The organism is Mesorhizobium sp. CA10 (assembly GCF_020165285.1).
Classification (GTDB): domain Bacteria; phylum Pseudomonadota; class Alphaproteobacteria; order Rhizobiales; family Rhizobiaceae; genus Mesorhizobium.
Window position 1 is genome coordinate 123366 of record NZ_JAIUHV010000005.1, and the last position, 17948, is coordinate 141313.

Annotated in this window: 15 protein-coding genes and 1 pseudogene; 7 read left to right on the plus strand and 9 right to left on the minus strand. The window is 64.7% G+C overall.

The window, feature by feature from the left end:
- A complete protein-coding gene (locus LB535_RS12950; RefSeq protein WP_224632460.1) occupies positions 1–1371 on the plus strand; it encodes an alpha-glucosidase/alpha-galactosidase in 1371 nt (456 codons plus the stop codon).
- 9 nt (positions 1372–1380) lie between these two features.
- Here the strand turns inward: LB535_RS12950 and purD are convergent, their stop codons facing one another.
- Positions 1381–2661 (minus strand): phosphoribosylamine--glycine ligase, encoded by a 1281-nt coding sequence (gene purD / locus LB535_RS12955; protein WP_224632461.1) that lies wholly within the window; start codon positions 2659–2661, stop codon positions 1381–1383.
- A 537-nt stretch (positions 2662–3198) separates the two neighbouring features.
- The gene (locus LB535_RS12960) at positions 3199–3993 is read right to left on the minus strand and encodes a phytanoyl-CoA dioxygenase family protein (protein WP_224632462.1); all 795 of its coding nucleotides are present in this window, start codon (positions 3991–3993) and stop codon (positions 3199–3201) included.
- A 91-nt stretch (positions 3994–4084) separates the two neighbouring features.
- Here LB535_RS12960 and LB535_RS12965 point away from each other — a divergent pair, with 91 nt between their 5' ends.
- Both LB535_RS12965 and ubiA read left to right on the plus strand, forming a co-directional pair.
- The gene (locus LB535_RS12965) at positions 4085–4996 is read left to right on the plus strand and encodes a LysR family transcriptional regulator (RefSeq protein WP_224632463.1); all 912 of its coding nucleotides are present in this window, start codon (positions 4085–4087) and stop codon (positions 4994–4996) included.
- Positions 4997–5062: 66 nt separating this feature from the next.
- Positions 5063–6046 carry a 4-hydroxybenzoate octaprenyltransferase gene (ubiA, locus tag LB535_RS12970; RefSeq protein WP_224632665.1) on the plus strand — a complete coding sequence of 328 codons (984 nt, stop codon included), beginning with the start codon at positions 5063–5065 and terminating at the stop codon, positions 6044–6046.
- A 161-nt stretch (positions 6047–6207) separates the two neighbouring features.
- Here the strand turns inward: ubiA and LB535_RS12975 are convergent, their stop codons facing one another.
- The 3 genes from LB535_RS12975 to LB535_RS12985 form a co-directional block, all read right to left on the minus strand.
- On the minus strand, positions 6208–6774 hold the full coding sequence (locus LB535_RS12975; RefSeq protein WP_071074058.1) for a DUF6101 family protein: 567 nt from the start codon (positions 6772–6774) through the stop codon (positions 6208–6210).
- A 186-nt stretch (positions 6775–6960) separates the two neighbouring features.
- Positions 6961–8394 (minus strand): FAD-binding oxidoreductase, encoded by a 1434-nt coding sequence (locus LB535_RS12980; RefSeq protein WP_224632464.1) that lies wholly within the window; start codon positions 8392–8394, stop codon positions 6961–6963.
- A gap of 79 nt (positions 8395–8473) precedes the next feature.
- A complete protein-coding gene (locus LB535_RS12985; RefSeq protein WP_224632465.1) occupies positions 8474–9436 on the minus strand; it encodes an L-threonylcarbamoyladenylate synthase in 963 nt (320 codons plus the stop codon).
- A 171-nt stretch (positions 9437–9607) separates the two neighbouring features.
- Here LB535_RS12985 and LB535_RS12990 point away from each other — a divergent pair, with 171 nt between their 5' ends.
- Together LB535_RS12990 and LB535_RS12995 are read left to right on the plus strand one after the other, a co-directional pair.
- Positions 9608–10108, plus strand: a complete 501-nt coding sequence (locus LB535_RS12990; RefSeq protein WP_224632466.1) for a hypothetical protein — start codon at positions 9608–9610, stop codon at positions 10106–10108.
- Positions 10109–10207: 99 nt separating this feature from the next.
- On the plus strand, positions 10208–10597 hold the full coding sequence (locus LB535_RS12995) for a hypothetical protein (protein WP_224632467.1): 390 nt from the start codon (positions 10208–10210) through the stop codon (positions 10595–10597).
- A gap of 95 nt (positions 10598–10692) precedes the next feature.
- Here the strand turns inward: LB535_RS12995 and LB535_RS13000 are convergent, their stop codons facing one another.
- Positions 10693–11031 carry an ATPase gene (locus LB535_RS13000; RefSeq protein WP_224632468.1) on the minus strand — a complete coding sequence of 113 codons (339 nt, stop codon included), beginning with the start codon at positions 11029–11031 and terminating at the stop codon, positions 10693–10695.
- Positions 11032–11297: 266 nt separating this feature from the next.
- Positions 11298–13625 carry a glycine--tRNA ligase subunit beta gene (gene glyS, locus LB535_RS13005; RefSeq protein ID WP_224632469.1) on the minus strand — a complete coding sequence of 776 codons (2328 nt, stop codon included), beginning with the start codon at positions 13623–13625 and terminating at the stop codon, positions 11298–11300.
- A 252-nt stretch (positions 13626–13877) separates the two neighbouring features.
- On the opposite strand from glyS, the gene LB535_RS13010 reads away from it, so the two are divergent.
- Positions 13878–14060, plus strand: coding sequence for a hypothetical protein (locus tag LB535_RS13010; RefSeq protein ID WP_224632470.1), 183 nt, complete (start codon positions 13878–13880; stop codon positions 14058–14060).
- Here the strand turns inward: LB535_RS13010 and LB535_RS13015 are convergent.
- Entirely contained in the window at positions 14057–15022 is a 966-nt protein-coding gene (locus LB535_RS13015) for a glycine--tRNA ligase subunit alpha (protein ID WP_224632666.1), read from the minus strand. The two genes, LB535_RS13010 and LB535_RS13015, sit on opposite strands and share 4 nt — an antisense overlap.
- A gap of 191 nt (positions 15023–15213) precedes the next feature.
- Here LB535_RS13015 and LB535_RS13020 point away from each other — a divergent pair.
- Positions 15214–15674, plus strand: a pseudogene (locus tag LB535_RS13020) (N-acetyltransferase family protein).
- A gap of 414 nt (positions 15675–16088) precedes the next feature.
- On the opposite strand, the gene LB535_RS13025 reads toward LB535_RS13020, so the two are convergent.
- The gene (locus LB535_RS13025) at positions 16089–17864 is read right to left on the minus strand and encodes a tetratricopeptide repeat protein (protein WP_224632471.1); all 1776 of its coding nucleotides are present in this window, start codon (positions 17862–17864) and stop codon (positions 16089–16091) included.
- Positions 17865–17948 lie beyond the last annotated feature (84 nt).

Consider the following 17948-nt stretch of genomic DNA (forward strand, 5'->3'; position numbering starts at 1 on the left):
GTGGCAAGAAATCCCAGGATCACATTCATCGGCGCAGGCTCGACGGTGTTCATGAAGAACATCGTCGGCGACGTGCTGCAGCGGCCGGCGCTGTCGGGCGCCACCATCGCGCTGATGGACATCAACCCGCAGCGGCTGGAAGAAAGCGCCGTCGTCGTCAACAAGCTGATCGCGACGCTCGGCGTCAAGGCGAAGGCCGAGACCTATTCCGACCAGCGCAAGGCGCTTTCCGGCGCCGACTTCGTCGTCGTCGCCTTCCAGATCGGCGGCTACGAGCCTTGCACCGTCACCGACTTCGAGGTGCCGAAGAAATACGGCCTGCGCCAGACCATCGCCGACACGCTCGGCGTCGGCGGCATCATGCGGGGCCTCAGGACCGTGCCGCATCTATGGAAGATCTGCGAGGACATGCTCGCGGTCTGCCCCGAGGCGATCATGCTGCAATATGTCAACCCGATGGCGATCAACACCTGGGCGATCGCCGAGAAATATCCCACGATCAAGCAGGTCGGGCTCTGCCACTCGGTGCAGGGCACGGCGATGGAACTGGCGCATGATCTCGACCTTCCCTATGAGGAGATCCGCTACCGCTCGGCCGGCATCAACCACATGGCCTTTTATCTCAAGTTCGAGCATCGCCAGCCGGACGGCACCTACCGCGACCTCTATCCCGACCTCGTGCGCGCCTATCGCGAGGGTCGTGCGCCAAAACCCGGCTGGAACCCGCGCTGCCCGAACAAGGTGCGCTACGAGATGCTGACCAGGCTCGGCTATTTCGTCACCGAAAGCTCGGAGCATTTCGCCGAATACACGCCCTATTTCATCAAGGACGGCCGACCCGACCTGATCGAGAAATACGGCATTCCGCTCGACGAATATCCGAAACGCTGCATCGAGCAGATCGAGCGCTGGAAGGGCCAGGCGGAAGCCTATCGCTCGGCCGAGCGGATCGAGGTCGAGCAGTCGAAGGAATATGCCTCCTCGATCATGAATTCGGTGTGGACCGGCGAGCCGTCGGTGATCTACGGCAATGTGCGCAACAATGGCTGCATCACCTCGCTGCCTTTCGACTGCGCGGCGGAAGTGCCGTGCCTGGTCGATGCCTCCGGCATCCAGCCCACTTACATCGGCGAGTTGCCGCCGCAGCTGACGGCGCTGATCCGCACCAATATCAATGTGCAGGAGCTGACGGTGCGGGCGCTGATGAGCGAGAACCGCGAGCACATCTACCATGCGGCGATGATGGACCCGCATACGGCGGCCGAGCTCGACCTCGATCAGATCTGGTCCTTGGTCGACGACCTGCTTGCCGCGCATGGCGACTGGCTGCCGGCCTGGGCGCGAGGCCGGCGCAAGAGCGCGGCCGCCTGAATTCCGGAATTAGGCCCCGGCTTTCTCGCGCTCGACGGCGCGCCAGCCGATGTCGTGGCGGTAAAAGCCCTGCGGCCAGTTTATATGCTCGATCGCCGCGTAGGCCTTGGCCTGCGCCTCGCCGACGGTCTTGCCGAGCGCGGTGACGTTGAGCACGCGGCCGCCATTGGCGACCAGTGCACCGCCATTGATGGCGGTGCCGGCATGGAAGACCTGGACGCCCTCGGCTTCCGCCTCGTCGAGGCCGCGGATGACCGAACCTTTTTCCGGCGTGCCGGGATAGCCCGTGGCCGCCATCACCACGGTCAACGCCGTCTCGTCGCTCCAGCGGACCGACATATGCGCGAGCTGGCCGTCGACGGCGGCGTTGAGCAGGACGAGCAAATCGTCCTTCAGCCGCATCATCAGCACCTGGCATTCGGGATCGCCGAAGCGGGTGTTGTACTCGATCAGCTTGGGGCCCTGGTCGGTGATCATCAGGCCGGCGAAGAGGATGCCGGCGAAGGGCGCGCCGAGATTGGCCATGCCGCGCATGGTCGGCTCGATGATCTCGCGCATGGTGCGCTCGGTCATATCCGGCGTCATCACCGGCGCCGGCGAATAGGCGCCCATGCCGCCGGTGTTCGGTCCGGTATCGCCGTCGCCGACGCGCTTGTGGTCCTGCGCGGTGCCGAAGGGGAGCGCCGTGGCGCCGTCGCACAGGCAGAAGAAGCTTGCCTCCTCGCCGGTCAGATATTCCTCGACCACGACCTCGGCGCCGGCCGCGCCGAAGGCGCCGCCGAAACAGGCTTCCAGCGCGGCGTTCGCCTCATCGAGCGTCATGGCGATGGTAACGCCCTTGCCGGCGGCGAGCCCGTCGGCCTTGATGACCATCGGCGCCCCGGTCTTCTCGACATAGGCTTTCGCCGAAGCGAGGTCGCTGAAGCGGCCATAGGCGGCGGTCGGGATGTTGAACTTGGCGCAAAGATCCTTGGTGAAGCCCTTCGAGCCCTCGAGCCGCGCCGCCGCCTTGGAGGGGCCGAAGACGCGGATGCCCCAGGCGCGCAGATCGTCGGCGATGCCGGCCACCAGCGGACCTTCCGGGCCGACCACGACGAGGTCGATCTTCTTCTCCTGGCAGAAGGCGGCGACGGTGGAATGGTCGGCGACGTCGAGCTTGACCGGTTCGGCGACGCGGCCGATGCCCGGATTGCCGGGCGAGGCATAGAGCTTCGTCAACAGCGGCGAGGTGGAGAGCTTCCAGGCAAGCGCATGTTCGCGGCCGCCCGAACCGAGAAGAAGAACGTTCATGGCCACCTCTTGCTGATCGTCTCCCTGAACCCGCTATTGGTCCGAGGGCGACGGGTCAAGGCGTCTCGGCATTTTGGCGGCAATTGCGCACGGGAACGTGGGCCTCATCAAGGCCGATGAGACAAGTCCCGCCGCCGGCCAGTCCCCGGTACAGGGATTTGGGAGGTTGCCGTTTATCGGCGAGCAAGATGTTGGCCGTTCATTTCCGTGAAATCGGCGCAAGCGTTGGTGATTGGCTGAAGTTTCATCAACGTCGTCATCCTAGGGCGAAGCAGGAGCGCAGCTCCGTCGCGGAGACCCTAGGATCCATGCCGTGACATTGATCGAGGGCCGCGACGGAGCAGAATTCTGCACCCCTGCAACGCCTCAGCATCACGGCATGGATCCTCGGGTCTGCGCGCGTCGCTACGCTCCTTGCTCCGCCCGTGGATGACGAGGGCGGGCCGGTTCGGCCAATCTCCAACATGCGATTGCCGGCGCAAATATAGCGGACCCATCAGAAATTGCTGTGTCCCCAACTTGGTCTGAAAAAATGCCTCAGCTCTGGAAAATGACGGGGAACCAATCCTCGCGCAGTTTCTGGCCGGGCTTCATGTCGTGACCCGGATAGGGCGGCGAGGTGCGGCCGGGACGTTCGACATAATGTGCGTCGTCGCCGACCCAGCGCAGCGACAGCGCCCGGCGCCGCGCCGCCGTCAGGTTGCCGCGCGCACCGTGCGCGGTGCGGAAGTCGAACAGGATGGCGTCGCCCGGTTCCATCTCCCATTCGAGCACCTTCATCGACGGGTCGTTGTCGGGGTCGGGCACAGGCAGGTAGCCGCCCTCGCCGGCGTAGAAGTTGTCGTCGTTCAGCCATCGCACCGGCAGCACCATCTTTTCCCATTTGTGCGAGCCGGCGATCAGCCTCAGCGTCGCTTCCTTCACCGGATCGATCGGGATCCAGAAGCTGACCGTCTGGCTGCCCTCGACGAAGTAGTAGGGAATGTCCTGGTGCCACGGCGTCGGCTTCTGCGTGCCGGGCTCCTTGACCAGGACGTGGTCGTGGAAGAACTGGGCGCTGCGCGACTGCATGACCGCGGCTGCGAGCTCGGCGGCCGGCGACTCGCGCACGATCCTGACGAATTCCGGGATGCGCTCCCAGTTGCAGTAATCGTCGAAGAAACTGCCCTGGCCGCCGGCGATGTCGGAGGCGGCGGCGCTGCGGTTGCGCATATTGCGCTCGATGCCGTCGGCGATGACATCGACCCAGTCCTTGAAGGCGCCGGGAATGCAGACCGCGCCGTCGCGCTGATAATCGGCAATCGTCGAGGCATCGATCTTCGGGCTGGCCATGGCGAGCTCTCCTTGAGTTGGCAAGCGACTATCGCAAGCGCCCGACATCGGGTAAAATAATAACTTGCCATCTGGTTTATAGTTATAGCCTATGAGACTGACCCTCGCGCAATTGCGCTATGTCGTTGCCGTGGCCCGCTATGGCAGCGTGACCGCGGCAGCCCAGACGCTGAACGTGTCGCAGCCGTCCATCTCGGTTGCGATCGATAATGTCGAGGACGCGCTGGGCCAGAAACTGTTCGTGCGCCAGCGCGGCAGCGGCGTTTCGCTGACATCCTTCGGCCGCAGGGCCGTGGCCAAGGCAAGGCAGGTGCTGGGCGAGGCGGACGAGCTGGCGGCGCTCGGTTCGCGTGACGCCGATGTCGGCGGCGAGCTGGCGCTCGGCTGCTTCGAGGATCTGGCGCCCTATTTCGCGCCGGCGCTGATGCGCGCCTTCGCCGAGCGCTGCCCGGCTGTCACCGTCGTCATCGGCGATGAAACCTTCGACACGCTGGGACGGCGCCTGGCCGACAGCGCCGTCGATCTCGGCCTCACCTACGATCTCGGCCTTCCAGGCCATTTCAAGCGCATTCTGCTGCATCAATTGCAGCCGCACGCGCTTTTGCCCGCCGGCCACGAGCTGGCGGACAAGCACGCCGTCAGCCTGGCCGAGCTCGCGCAGCATCCGCTGATCACCACCGACCAGCCGCACAGCTGGCAGCATATGCTGGACCTTTTCCTCAGCCGCGGCCTCTCGCCGGTCGCCCGGGCGACGACCAACTCGTTCGAGCTGCAGCGCTCCATGGTGGCCAACGGCTTCGGCGTCGCGATCAGCTATACGAGGCCCTATGGCGACCGCAGCTATGACGGCCTGCCGCTGGTCTGCAAGCCGCTCTCCGATCCGCTGCCCATGCAGCGCATCATCCTGACCCACGACACGCGCCAGCGCCTGTCGAAGGCAGCGGTCGCCTTCATCGAGGTCGCCAAGGCATGGTTTGCCGGTCACGATGTTTTCACCGCCTAGGTTTTCAGCGCTTGAGCGACAACGCGGCCGCTTGACGGCGCTGCTTGCTGCTGCCACTCCAGCGTGATGGAAACCGTCCAGTCGAAAGCGATCCAGGGCCGTGTCGCCGACGCGCCGAGCGGCCATTGGGTCTACCGCGTGCTGCCGCGCTGGCTCTGGCCCTATGCGCAGCTTGCGCGCTGGGACAGGCCGATCGGCTGGCAGCTGCTTTTATGGCCCTGCTGGTGGTCGGCAGCGCTTGCCGCGGGCGCCTATCCGCGCCCGACCGACCCGCTGCTGACGCTGCTGCCGACGCCTTGGTATCTATTGCTGTTCTTCATCGGCGCTGTCGCCATGCGCGGCGCCGGCTGCACCTATAACGATCTCGCCGACCAGGACATTGACAACCAGGTCGAGCGCACGCGCTCGCGGCCGCTGCCCGCCGGCAAGGTGACACGCCGCCAGGCCTGGGCTTTCGTCATCATCCAGGCGCTGGTGGGCTTGGCCGTGCTGTTGCAGTTCAACGGCTTCGCCATTCCGCTCGGCATCGCCTCGCTGGCGATCGTCGCGGTCTATCCTTTCATGAAGCGCATCACTAACTGGCCGCAATTGGTGCTGGGGCTGGCCTTCTCCTGGGGCGCGCTGATGGGCTGGGCGGTCGAATTCGGCGATCTCGATGATCCGGCGATCATGCTCTATATCGGCTCGATCCTGTGGGTGATCGGCTACGATACGATCTACGCGCATCAGGACAAGGAAGACGACGCCATCGTCGGTGTGCGCTCGACGGCGCGGCTGTTCGGCGACAACACCAAGACCTGGCTCACCGGACTCTATGGCGGCGCGCTGGTCTGCTTCGCCATCGCCTTTGCATCCGCCCAGGTGCCGATCGTGGCGCTGGCCGGGCTGATCGCCGCCGGCGCGCATATGGCGCGCCAGATCATCCGACTCGACATCAACAATCCGGACCAGTGCCTGAAACTGTTCAAGTCGAACAACCAGGTCGGCTGGCTGATCTTCCTCGGTCTGGTCGGCGGGTCGGTGTGGATTTGGCTGAAGCCGCTGGTGTAGCGGGGGCTTCCCCTTCTCCCCTTGTGGGAGAAGGTGCCCGAAGGGCGGATGAGGGGTGCTCCAGGGAAAGCCGACGTCTCACTCCGCTGGAACACCCCTCATCCGTCTCGGCGCTGCGCGCCGATCCACCCTCTCCCACAAGGGGAGAAGGGAAAATCGCGCTACTCCCTCGCGATAATCTCCTGGCCGTCGATGACGAGTCTCAGCCCCAGATTGCCGGCCTTGCGGCGGGCGAGGAAGCGCGGGCGGCGCGTGGTGGAAACACGGCCCTTGCGGCGCTCCTGCGGCGGCAGCGCCTTGATGGCGGCGCCGAGCGATTCTTCCAGGGTGCGGGCAATGCCGTCGGCCTCGATCAGCAGCATCGGCAGGCGATAGGCATCGGCCCAGGCGCGCCAGTCGGCGGCGACGTCGTCGAGGTCGTCGGCGACCAGGAGCGGCACCGACAGCATCGGATCATTGTGGAGGAGCTCGAGCGTCACGGTCACGTTGCCGTCGGGATCCTCCATGGCGCGCGCGGCGACGCCGCGGAACGCATTGGGGGGCAGCGCGATGATCGCCGGCACGCCGCTCATCTCCAGCACACGGCGGATGACGGCGCCGCGCTGGTCGATGGTGAAGGTCACATCGCCATAGTCGTCGCGGGTGGCATAGCTCACCATCTGCGGCAGGCGAAATGGGTCGAGACGCATGTTGCGCCCGGCCCAGACTGGCTTCAGTCCAGTGTTCATCGATGTCTTCCCTGTTAGTCCTGAGGGCCGTTTTTCCGGTTCTCTCAGGGCCGGTTTTTCCGGCCTCGTTATGGGAAGAAACATTAGCGCTCGCTTCTTACCGGCGCGCTTAAGAAAGTCGGTTAAATTTTGCTGATCTGAGCCGATGGTTATCGGAATGCGACCGACCGCCGGATGAGGTGAGGATCAGATAACCTTACCGGGATTCATGATGCCTGCCGGATCGAAGGCGGCCTTCACGCGGCGCATCAGGTCGATCGCCATCGGCGGCGCCGTGGCGATCAGCTCGTCGCGTTTCAATTGGCCGATGCCGTGCTCGGCCGAGATCGAGCCATGGAAGGAGCGCACGACATCGTGCACGGCCTGGTTCATAGGGTGGTAGAGTTCGAGGAACGCCTCGTCCTGCCAATCCACGGGACGCGAGATGTTGTAGTGCAGGTTGCCGTCGCCCATGTGGCCGAAGCAGACGACGCGCGCGCCGGGGCAGACTCCCTCCACCACGCCGGCCGCCTTTTCAATGAACTCCGGGATCGAGGCGATCGGCACCGAAATGTCGTGCTTGATCGAAGCGCCTTCGGGCTTCTGGCATTCGGGAAGCGTCTCGCGGAAATTCCAGAAGGCGTCGCCTTGGGCAAGGCTTGCCGATACTACCGCGTCGCCGACGACGCCCTGATCGAGAGCCTCGGCCAGGACTTCTTCGATCAGCGCCCTGCCGTCTTCCTCGGAGCGGCCGGAAGAGACCTGCATCAGCACATACCACGGCCAGTCGTCGGCCAGCGGCCGCGTGATGCCTTGCCCGTGCTTGAGCGTGAAATCGTATGGCCTTTTGCCGATCAGCTCGAAAGCGGTGAGCGATGCGCCGGCGCGATCCATCGCCAGGGTGAACAGCGAAAGCGCATCTTTCGGCGACGATGGCAGGCCGGCAAAGGCCACCTCCCTGCCCTTCGGCTTCGGGAACAATTTCATCACCGCGGCGGTGATGACGCCGAGCGTCCCTTCGGCGCCGACGAAGAGATTCTTCAGATCGTAGCCGGTGTTGTCCTTCTTCAGCTTGCGCAGATCGTCGAACACCTCGCCGGTCGGCAGCACGACCTCGACGCCAAGGCAGAGCTCGCGCGCATTGCCGTAGGCAAGCACGCCGGTGCCGCCGGCATTGGAGGAGAGATTGCCGCCGATCTGGCAGGAGCCCTGGGCAGCGAGCGAGAGCGGAAACAGCCGGTCGGCGGCGTCGGCCGCTTCCTGCAGCGTCTGCAGGATGACGCCGGCCTCTGCGGTCACCGTGTTCGACAGGACATCGATCTCGCGGATGCGGTTCAGTCGCGACAGCGAGACCACGATGTCGCGGCCGGATTTATCCGGCACCTGGGCGCCGACCAGCCCGGTGTTGCCGCTTTGCGGCACGATCGGGGTTCCGGTCGAGGTTGCCAGCCGCATGATGCGGCTCACTTCCTCGACGTTGCCGGGGCGCAGCACCAGCGATGTCCGGCCGTGCCAAAGGCCGCGCCGCTCGGTGATGTAAGGCGCGATGTCGGCCTGATCGCGCAACGCATATTTGTCGCCGACGATTGCCGCGAAGCGGTCGATGAGGGCGGGATCGAGGTCCAAGGGCTGATCGTTCATGGGCGGCGAGACTAGAGCAATTCCAGGAAAAGTGCGAAGCGGTTTCCGTCCGGAATTGCGTCAGAACAGAGAGATAGACTCAGGCCGGCTTATCACGCGGCGCGGCGGCGCGGGCGAGCCGGTCGTTGATGGCCTCGCCCAGCCCCTCGAACGGGATCGGCTCAACGGCGATGGTCGCGGCGCCGACGCGGTCGAGCGCCTGCATGAAGGCGAACAGATTGCTGGCCGCCTCGCGCAGGTCGCCCGCCTCGGAGAGGTTGCGCAGCGCGACGGCCTGTTCCCAGCCCCCGGCGCGGTTGCGGCCGAACGCAAGCAGCGCCTCACCCTCGGCGATGTCTTGGACATTGAGCCGTATCGCGGCGGCCGGCGCGTAATGCGAGGCGAGCATGCCCGGCGCCTCGATGCCGCCGGCGCCGCGCGACAATTTCGCGCCGGCCACCGCCTCGATCTCCTCGGCGCCGATGCCGCCGGGCCGCAGCAGCCGCAACTTGCCGTTCTCGACCTTGAGAATGGTCGATTCCAGGCCGACGGGCGTCGCGCCGCCATCGACGACCAGCCTGATCCTGTCGCCGAGATCGGCGGCGACCGCCTGCGCTGTCGTGCCGCTGATTTTCCCGGAGGAATTGGCGCTCGGGGCTGCGAGCGGCCTGCCGAGCCGGGCAATCAGCTCGCCGCCAAACCCGCGCGGCATGCGCAACGCGATCGTGTCCAGCCCCGCTGTGACCAGCGGATGGATGCCGTTGCCGGCGCGCTGCGGGAGCACCAGCGTCAGCGGACCGGGCCAGAAGGCTTCGGCCAGTTTTGCCGACAGCGGGTCGAAGCCGGCGATACGGTCCGCCATCGCGCGATCAGCGACATGGGCGATCAGCGGGTTGAAGCGCGGCCGGCCCTTGGCCTCGAAGATGCGCGCCACGGCAATGCCATTGGTGGCATCGCCGGCCAGGCCGTAAACCGTCTCTGTCGGGATGGCGACGACGTCGCCCCCTTCGAGCAGCGCCAATGCCTGCTGCATAGCCTCGCCGACCGCCAGTATCTCAGCCAAATCCGCCACCAGTCCTGAACATGCCGGTCCCGTAATACGGCCGCTTGCATCGGGCAAGTGCGGGCATTGGCGATTTATCAATCCCTAAAATGTTAAGTTCCCGTGCAAGCCGGCTTCAATCGGACGGCCCTAGGGTGCGGGTTCAATGCGGTTGCGGCTTGGGAGTTTGTAATGCGTTTGCTCGGAGCTTTCGGTATCAGCCTTCTGGCGATGAACGGCGCGGCACATGCCTCGTCAATCGTCGTGGTGGCACCCTCGACCTCGACGCCTTCGGTTATCAGGCTGAATGCGATCGACCCGACCAAGCTGTCCGCGGCCTCGGCGCCGTCGATGATAGCGCTTGGCGATCCTATCCCCGCCGTCACCGACGAGAAGGTCGCGGCAATCCCCGCGAAGTCCGGGCGCCAGCAGGCCCCGATGATCATTCGCGGCGGCATTGTCGGCGGCGCTTTCGAAACGCCCGCGGCGGCCGAGCCCACGGCACCGGCAAACACAACCGCCGCCGCGCCGGCAAACGGCACCACGCCGGCAACGCCCGCGAACGGCACAGCGTCCGCTTCGAACGGCAACAGCGGAACCGGCGGACAGCCGGCCGCGACGGCCAATGCGTCGGGCGGCGGCGCGCAGCCGCAAGGCGCCCCGTCGGTGCCGCGCGTCGGCAAGGCGATGTAGATCACACTGGATCCGGCCCTGGTATGCTAGGCGCTTAAGCTGTCCGATTCCCGTGATCGGATCGGGCACGATTGCGCCGGCATTTCAAAAGGGGGTTTCATGACTGTTTCGAAAGCAATGACCGTTGCCGCAATGTTGGCGGCGACGACACTGGGCACGGGTACGGCACGGGCCGACGACATGCTTGGCTCTTACACGGCGCGGATTTCTGACCGCGATCACCGCGCCAGCGACGGCCACCCGCTCGGCAGCGCGGCGCAGATGGTGCGGCAGGACCGCGCCAACTGGCATAAATTCCACCGGCGCGACAGCGACGACCAGGGTGATGCCTGGTTCCGCAGCGACGGCTCGCGCGCCGACCTGCAGCGCATGCTGGAACGCGGCGGCGCCATGAGCAGCTCGACCCGGCGCGCCATCGTCAATGGCGAGCCGTTGATCGAGGTCGATGTCTATCCGGACAGCGTGCGGGTCAGCATAGTGGAGGATTGACGGGTCAATCTTCCTGGAAGACCGACAAGAGCCGCACCGACGAAAAAAGGGCGACGCGCGACGCCGCCCCTCATACTTCAGACAGAGGAGACGGCTCAGGCCGCTTCTTCCTTGTCGTCATCGTCGGACTCATCCTCATCGGCTTCGTCCTCATCATCGTCGCCATCTTCATCCTCGTCGTCGGACTCATCGTCGCCCGAGGCTTTGGCTTCTTCGTCGGCGTCTTCGTCGTCGCCGTCTTCGTCGCCTTCATCTTCATCGTCCGGCTCGTCGTCGGCCGAGGCAGTGGTTTCCTCGTCGCCGTCTTCGGACGGATCGGCGGATTTGACCGCCGCGGCTGCAGCGTGGTCGAGAAGGTTTTCGGAAGCGGATTCGATCGCCGCGGCGGCGGCCGGGGTCTCTTCATTCAGGTCGATATCGTCAACGGAATTCATGGCATGCCTCCGTGTTTTGGGAATGTCTTACGGCGCGCCCCACGAAACGATTTCGGGCAACGCGCCTTAGGTCTTTGGTTGATGCATGTCGTTGCCCCAGGACCGCTCAGCGCTTCTGGACGACATGCACCTTTGTCCCATGCGGAGGTCATCGTCATATGACTGTAAGCCGGCTCCGGCGCATTAAATTTCGAGCGCCGAATTGTTCAAGCCTGCCGGCATCCTAGCCGACGCGGGCAAGCTCGAATGTGCGGTTTTCCGAGCCGTCAGCCGACGATTTTTGAAAAATCCGCGACCTGGTCGGTGGCGGCGCGGATGCGGGCGAGCAGCGCCAGACGGTTGGCGCGCACGGCCTGGTCCTCATCATTCACGAGAACACGCTCAAAGAATGAATCAACCGGTTCGCGCAACACGCTAAGCGCCAGCATGGCGGCAGAAAAATCTTCGTTTTGAATTGCTTGGCCGGCTTCCTTCTCGGCCTGATTCACCGCGGCATAGAGCTTCTTTTCCGCGTCCTCGCGGAACAGCGCCGGCTCAACGGTCTCGGCGATTGCCGTTTTCTTCTTCTCCTCGGCGGCCAGGATGTTGGCGGCGCGCTTGGTTCCGGCAAGCAGGTTCTTGCCCTCCTCGGTGTCGAGCAAGGAGCCGAGCGCCTCGACGCGGCGGACGATCTGCAGCAGGTCGTCGTTCGGCGATTGCCCAATCTCCCCCCTTGTGGGGGAGATTGGGCGCGAGCCCGCTGACAGCACGGCATCGATCAAGTCATGCCGTGCACCGCTTTCACGCAGATAAACTTTCAGACGGTCGTGGAAGAAGGCGAGGAGGTCGGACGACTGGTCCGCGCCGCCTTTGAAGTTTGCAAAGGCCTTGGCGAAAACAGACGTCAGCGCCAGACGAATCCGGTTCTCGACGAGTATTCTGACCACGCCAAGAGCCGCACGTCGCAGCGCGAACGGATCCTTGCTGCCCGTGGGCTTTTCATCGATCGCCCAGAAGCCGGTGAGCGTGTCGAGCTTGTCGGCGAGCGCGACGGCAACCGAGACCGGATCTGTCGGCACGCGGTCGGATGGGCCTTGCGGTTTGTAGTGCTCCTCGGCGGCCGCCGCGATCGACGGATGCTCGCCCTGCAGCAGCGCATATTTGCGGCCCATGGCGCCTTGCAGTTCGGGGAACTCGCCGACCACTTCGGTTTGCAGGTCCGCCTTGGCAAGCACGGCGGCACGGCTTGCGAGCGCGGTAATCTCCCCCATCGAGGGGGAGATGTCGCCGGAGGCGACCGTCGGCGCCAGTTCCTCAGCCAACCGCTTGATACGCTCAACGCGCGCGCCTTGCGTGCCCAGCTTCGCGTGAAAAGTCACGTTGAGATGATCGAGGCGCGCCATGCGCTGGTCGAGCGGCTTCTTCAAATCCAGGTCGAACTTCGCCGCCGATTCGTTCAGCTGGTCGAGGTCGGGCAAATCGCCTTGATCGGTCCGCCAGAAATAGAGCGCATCGGACAGGCGGGCGCGCACCACCTTGCCGTTGCCGTAGGCGATCTCCTTGCCGCCGTCGCTCGCCTCGATGTTGGCGACCAGCACGAAGCGGTTCGAAAGCGGCGATTGGCCAATCTCCCCCCTTGGGGGGGAGATGCCCGGCAGGGCAGAGAGGGGGGCCTCGCGCTGAGTCCCCTCTGTCGGCTTCCCCGACATCTCCCCCTCCAGCGGGGAGATCGGGCGCGACGTCACGAAACACTTCTGGTTGGCGCGAATGGTGAGGCGGATGACCTCGCCCGGAATGGTGAGGAAATCCTGCTCGAACTCGCCCATCAGCACGACCGGCCATTCGACCAGGCCGGAGACCTCCTCCAGCAGGCCCTCGTCCTCGACAAGATCAAGGCCGTTGGCGAAGGCGATGTTGCGGGCATCGGCCAGGATGATCTCCTTGCGCCGGTCGGCATCGAGCACGACCCTGGCCGCCTCCAGCTTCGCCACAAAGTCGTCGAAGCGGCGCACGGTGATCGGGCCCGGCGCATGGAAGCGATGACCATAGGTGACGTTGCCGGCGCGGATGCCGTCGATCTCAAAATCGACCACGACCGGCTCCTCGGTCTCTGGGCCGAAGGTGCAGACGATCGACTGCAGCGGCCGTACCCAGCGCAGCGAGCCGGGTTTCGCCGAGGCCGGCCCCCAGCGCATCGATTTTGGCCAGGGAAAGCTTTTGATGATGCCCGGCACCAGCTCGGCGATGATCTCTTCGGCCGCCCGGCCCGGCTTCGCGATGTGGGCGACGTAGAAGTCGCCCTTCTTGGGGTCGGAATGGACATGCGCCTCGGCGATCGACGAAAGGCCGGCCTTGCGAAGGAAGCCCTGCACCGCCTGCTCGGGCGCCGTGGTCGAAGGACCCTTGATCTCCTCGCGGATGTCCTTCGAGCGCGCGGTCAGGCCACGGATGTCGAGCGCCAGGCGCCGCGGCGTCCAGTATTCGCGCGCCGCCTCATAGGTGAGACCCGTCTCGACCAGACCGTCGGTCAGCATCTTCCTGAGGTCGCCGGCCGCCTTGCGCTGCATGCGGGCGGGAATTTCCTCGGAGCGAAGTTCGAGCAGCAAGTCGGGCATTGATTGGCTCCCTCCCCTCCCCTTGATGGGGAGGGTCGGCGCGAAGCGCCGAAACGAATGGGCGGGAAATAGCAACTCGGCCGCCCGCTGTCACCCCGCCAGCAGATCGCCTCTTCGACCGATTTCGCGGAATTTTTCGACCCGCTGTCGGGTTGGCGCCGGCCCACCCGTCCTTGGAGCAGAACTTCCCATGAACCGAACGCTGCGCTGAAGCGACAAACGCTCAGGCAGAGACCTATTGGCTGAACGGCGATGAAGACAGCATCGAGAACCCTGCAGATCCTGGCGCTCAGCGCCTGCTTCGCCGCCCAGGCGCATGGCACCATCACGATGCCTGGGATCAGGCAGGCCATGCGCACGATCGACGGCGCATCGGCGCAGATCGTATTGCCGGCCGGCGCCGCCATCGAGACCGTGAAATCCGTGTCGGCTTAAGCCGCCGCCAGCCCGCCCGCCCGCGTCTTGAGGAACGCTTCGCCGCATGCCTTGGCCAGATTGCGCACGCGCAGGATGTAGCTCTGGCGCTCGGTGACCGAGATCACGCCGCGCGCGTCGAGCAGATTGAAGACATGGCTTGCCTTGATGCACTGGTCGTAGGCCGGGAAGACCAACTTATGAGGTTGCTGCGGCCCGGAACCAAACGCGCCATAAAGCGGATTGTCCTTGTAATGCTTCTGGTCGTGGCTCTCGCCGGCACGAAGCAGCGCTTTGCACTCGGCCTCGGCGTCCTCAAAGTGTCTCAGCAGCATCGCGGTGTTGGCGAATTCGAAGTTGTGGCGCGAATATTCCTGCTCGGCCTGCAGGAAGACGTCGCCGTAAGTGACTTTCTCGGCGCCCTCGCGGCCGTTGAAGTTCAGATCGTAGACATTGTCGACGCCCTGCACATACATGGCGAGCCGCTCCAGGCCGTAGGTCAGCTCGCCGGCCACCGGCGCGCATTCGATGCCGCAGACCTGCTGGAAATAGGTGAACTGCGAGACTTCCATGCCGTCGCACCAGCACTCCCAGCCGAGCCCCCAGGCGCCCAGCGTCGGGCTTTCCCAGTCGTCCTCGACGAAGCGGATGTCGTGCAGCAGCGGATCGACGCCGATTGCTTCCAGCGAGCCGAGATAGAGCTCCTGCAGGTTCGGCGGATTGGGCTTCAGGATCACCTGGTATTGGTAATAGTGCTGCAGGCGGTTCGGGTTCTCGCCGTAGCGACCATCCTTCGGGCGGCGCGAGGGCTGCACATAGGCCGCGTTCCAGCGCAGCGGGCCCAGCGCGCGCAAGGTGGTGGCCGGATGAAAGGTGCCGGCGCCGACCTCCATGTCGTAGGGCTGCAGGATGAGGCAACCATAGTCCGCCCAGTAATTGTGCAAGGTCAGGATCAGCCCCTGGAAGGAGCGGCTGGGATGCATATGGGCGGGAATTTCGATGGTCACGGCGGCCTCGGAAAGCGCGGGATGACGCTTCCCTAGTTGCCGGGCCGCCGAGCGTCAAGGCGGTGGCTCGCGCCCGGCAAGGCGGAAAGCTTTGCGGCGGCTGGCCCATTGCCGTCGAGCGGCGGCCGCCGTTTGCTCCGTTCCAGCTCAACGACAGAGGTTTCGCTATGTCCGGTCAACTCACCATACGACCCGTCACACGGCAGGATTACGAGCAGTGGCTGCCGCTCTGGGACGGCTACAACGCATTTACGGGCGCTCCGGGCCGACGGCGCTTGCCGGCGAGATCACGCAGATGACATGGTCGCGTTTCTTCGATGCCTATGAGCCGGTGCATGCGCTGGTGGCCGAGCAGGAGGGCAAGCTTCTCGGCCTCGTGCACTATCTCTATCATCGCTCGACCACATCGATCGCGCCGAGCTGCTATCCGCAGGACCTCTTCACCACACAGGCCGCGCGCGGCCAGGGCGTCGGCCGGGCGCTGATCGAAGGTGTGTATGAACGCGCCAGGCAAGCGGGCGCGAACCGCGTCTACTGGCTGACGCATGAGACGAACCACACCGCGATGCAGCTCTACGACAAGATCGGCGAGAAGTCGGGGTTCGTCGTCTATAGAAAAATGTTCTAGTTTCCTCGACACAGGGATCTGAAAGGCCGCTGTTTGTCGGCGCGCAAGCGCGCAAGATTGTGACCGTTCATCCCGTGAAATCAGCGAAAAAGCTGGCGATTGGCTGAAGCCGCCCGAACTTCGTCATTCCAGGGCGGAGCAGCCGCGAAGCGGCGTCGCGGAGACCCTGGAATCCATTCCGTGACCTGAGCCGCGGAGTGCAGCGGAGCAGAATTCTGCACCGCAGCAGCGCTCATGCGACACGGAATGGATCCTCGGGTCTGCGCGCGTCGCTTCGCTCCTTGCTCCGCCCGTGGATGACGAGGTTGGGTCGTTTCGACCAACCTCCAAAGCATGCCACCTGCCAAGGTCCGAGCTCGGCAGACGCCGAGCTAAACGAAAAGGGCCCCGTTTTCTTGAACGCTGGCGAGAGGCTCAGCCTTTCGGCGCGGGCGTCGGCTCCGGCTTCACCTTGGGGGTTTCCTGCGCGGTGTTGGATTCGATCGGCGGCAGGCCCTTGAGCAGCTTCTGCTGCAAAGTGGCGAGCACATCCGGATCGGGCTTCAGGTCGCGTGCCTGCGTCCACTGATAGGTGGCCTCGAGCTTGCGGCCGACGCGCCAGTAGGCATCGCCGAGATGATCGTTGAGGACCGGATCCTCGGGCTTCAGCGAGACGGCGCGCTCCATCTCGCGCACGGCGTCGTCGAAGCGGCCCATGCGGAAATAGGCCCAGCCCAGCGAATCGACGATGTAGCCGTCGTTCGGCCGCAGATCCACGGCCTTCTGGATCATCGCCAGGCCTTCCTTGAGGTTCATGTTCATGTCGACCCAGGAATAGCCGAGATAGTTCATGACCTGCGGCTGGTCGGGCTGCAGCTCCAGCGCCTTGCGGAAATTGGGTTCCGCCTTCGGCCATTCCTTCAGCCGCTCATAGGCGATGCCGCGCTGGTAGAAGATGTTCCAGTTGGCGGCAGTCGGCGTCTTCAGCTGCTCGACAGCCTTGTCGTAGAGACTGGCGGCCGAGCGGAAATCTTCCTTCGAGCCATAGACGCCGCCAAGCGCCAGATAGGCGCGCATGTCGTCCGGATGCCTGTCGAGATAGGCCTTGAGATGCGAAATCGCCTCGTCATGCTTGTCGAGATCGGCAAGGTTGAGGCCGATCTGCAGGTCGGAGAGCTCCTTCAGCGGCGAGGACGCCGGAATGCGGCGGTAGAGCGAGACGGCGCCTTCGCCGTCCTTAAGCTGCTCGGCCACGGCGGCAAGCTGCACAAGGGCTGCGTCGCTGTCCGGCTTCAGCGCCAGGGCATATTGCAGATAGAGCCGCACGAAAGGCTCGCCGCCGCCGCGGTTAAGCGCGGTGGCAAGGTCAAGCAGGATTTCGGATGCGCCGTCGGCCGGACCGGTGACGAGCGGCTCGATCTTGTCGCCCTTGCTGATGCGGTCGCGCAGCGTGGTGATCTCGAGCTTGCCCGGCGCGAAGGCCTCGGCCTGGTTCAACACCGCCAGCGCCTTCGACTTGTCACCCTTGCGGACCAGGAACGAGGCATAGGCCTGCGCATTGCGCATCCAGGTTTCGGGCGCGGAGCCGCCGGCCGCGGTATCGGCCATGGTGGCGGCGTAAAGTTCCTCGGCCTTGTCTTTCAGGCCGGCGGCGTCGGCGATCAGCGCGCGGTGGAATGATTTGAACAGGCCGAACCAGTCCGGGCCCTTGAGCTTGTCGATGGAGTCCATGGCCTCGGACGCGTTGCCGGCACCCTGCTTGGCCCAGCCGTCCATGACGCCCGAGAGCAGCCGGTCGAGATCGGATTCCAGCGAGAGCTTCAGCCAGTACTGCGCCTTGGCGTAGTCCTTCTTGTGGAAGGAATCGATGGCCAGGGCCAGGCGCGAGAAGCGCTCGACGTCCGGCACTTCCTTCAGCTTGTCGGCATAGACCAGCGATTCCTCGAAGCGGCCTTGCGCGACCAGAGCCAGCATCAGGCTCTGCTGCAATTCCTTGTCGTTCGGCGCAAAGGCCAGCGCCTGCTTGTAATAGGCGATCGCATCGTCGAGATCGTTGTCGCTTTCGGCGATATGAGCCGCGAGATAGGCGCCCGAGAAAGACGTGATCTGGAGCGGTCGGGCCTCTTCCTTGGCCTGGACCGGCAGCACCCAAAGCGCCACACCGGTCAAAAATGCCAGCCTCGTCAGCCAGCGCGCACGTCCTTGCCGCATCGTATCCCTTTCAGCCAGATGCGATCCCGCCCTTGGCGGACCGCCCACAGACTCGCTCTTTTCCGGTCAAAGCATGGCCTTTTT

Bases quoted from the DNA above. Each gene is read 5' to 3' on its own strand.
- LB535_RS13015 (WP_224632666.1), bottom strand. From the start codon at position 15,022: ATGCATCCCAGCCGCTCCTTCCAGGGGCTGATCCTGACCTTGCACAAT.
- purD (WP_224632461.1), bottom strand. From the start codon at position 2,661: ATGAACGTTCTTCTTCTCGGTTCGGGCGGCCGCGAACATGCGCTTGCC.
- LB535_RS13025 (WP_224632471.1), bottom strand. From the start codon at position 17,864: ATGCGGCAAGGACGTGCGCGCTGGCTGACGAGGCTGGCATTTTTGACC.
- LB535_RS13010 (WP_224632470.1), top strand. From the start codon at position 13,878: ATGAAGACAGCATCGAGAACCCTGCAGATCCTGGCGCTCAGCGCCTGC.
- LB535_RS12960 (WP_224632462.1), bottom strand. From the start codon at position 3,993: ATGGCCAGCCCGAAGATCGATGCCTCGACGATTGCCGATTATCAGCGC.
- LB535_RS12990 (WP_224632466.1), top strand. From the start codon at position 9,608: ATGCGTTTGCTCGGAGCTTTCGGTATCAGCCTTCTGGCGATGAACGGC.
- ubiA (WP_224632665.1), top strand. From the start codon at position 5,063: ATGGAAACCGTCCAGTCGAAAGCGATCCAGGGCCGTGTCGCCGACGCG.
- LB535_RS13000 (WP_224632468.1), bottom strand. From the start codon at position 11,031: ATGAATTCCGTTGACGATATCGACCTGAATGAAGAGACCCCGGCCGCC.
- LB535_RS12965 (WP_224632463.1), top strand. From the start codon at position 4,085: ATGAGACTGACCCTCGCGCAATTGCGCTATGTCGTTGCCGTGGCCCGC.
- glyS (WP_224632469.1), bottom strand. From the start codon at position 13,625: ATGCCCGACTTGCTGCTCGAACTTCGCTCCGAGGAAATTCCCGCCCGC.
- LB535_RS12980 (WP_224632464.1), bottom strand. From the start codon at position 8,394: ATGAACGATCAGCCCTTGGACCTCGATCCCGCCCTCATCGACCGCTTC.
- LB535_RS12995 (WP_224632467.1), top strand. From the start codon at position 10,208: ATGACTGTTTCGAAAGCAATGACCGTTGCCGCAATGTTGGCGGCGACG.
- LB535_RS12975 (WP_071074058.1), bottom strand. From the start codon at position 6,774: ATGAACACTGGACTGAAGCCAGTCTGGGCCGGGCGCAACATGCGTCTC.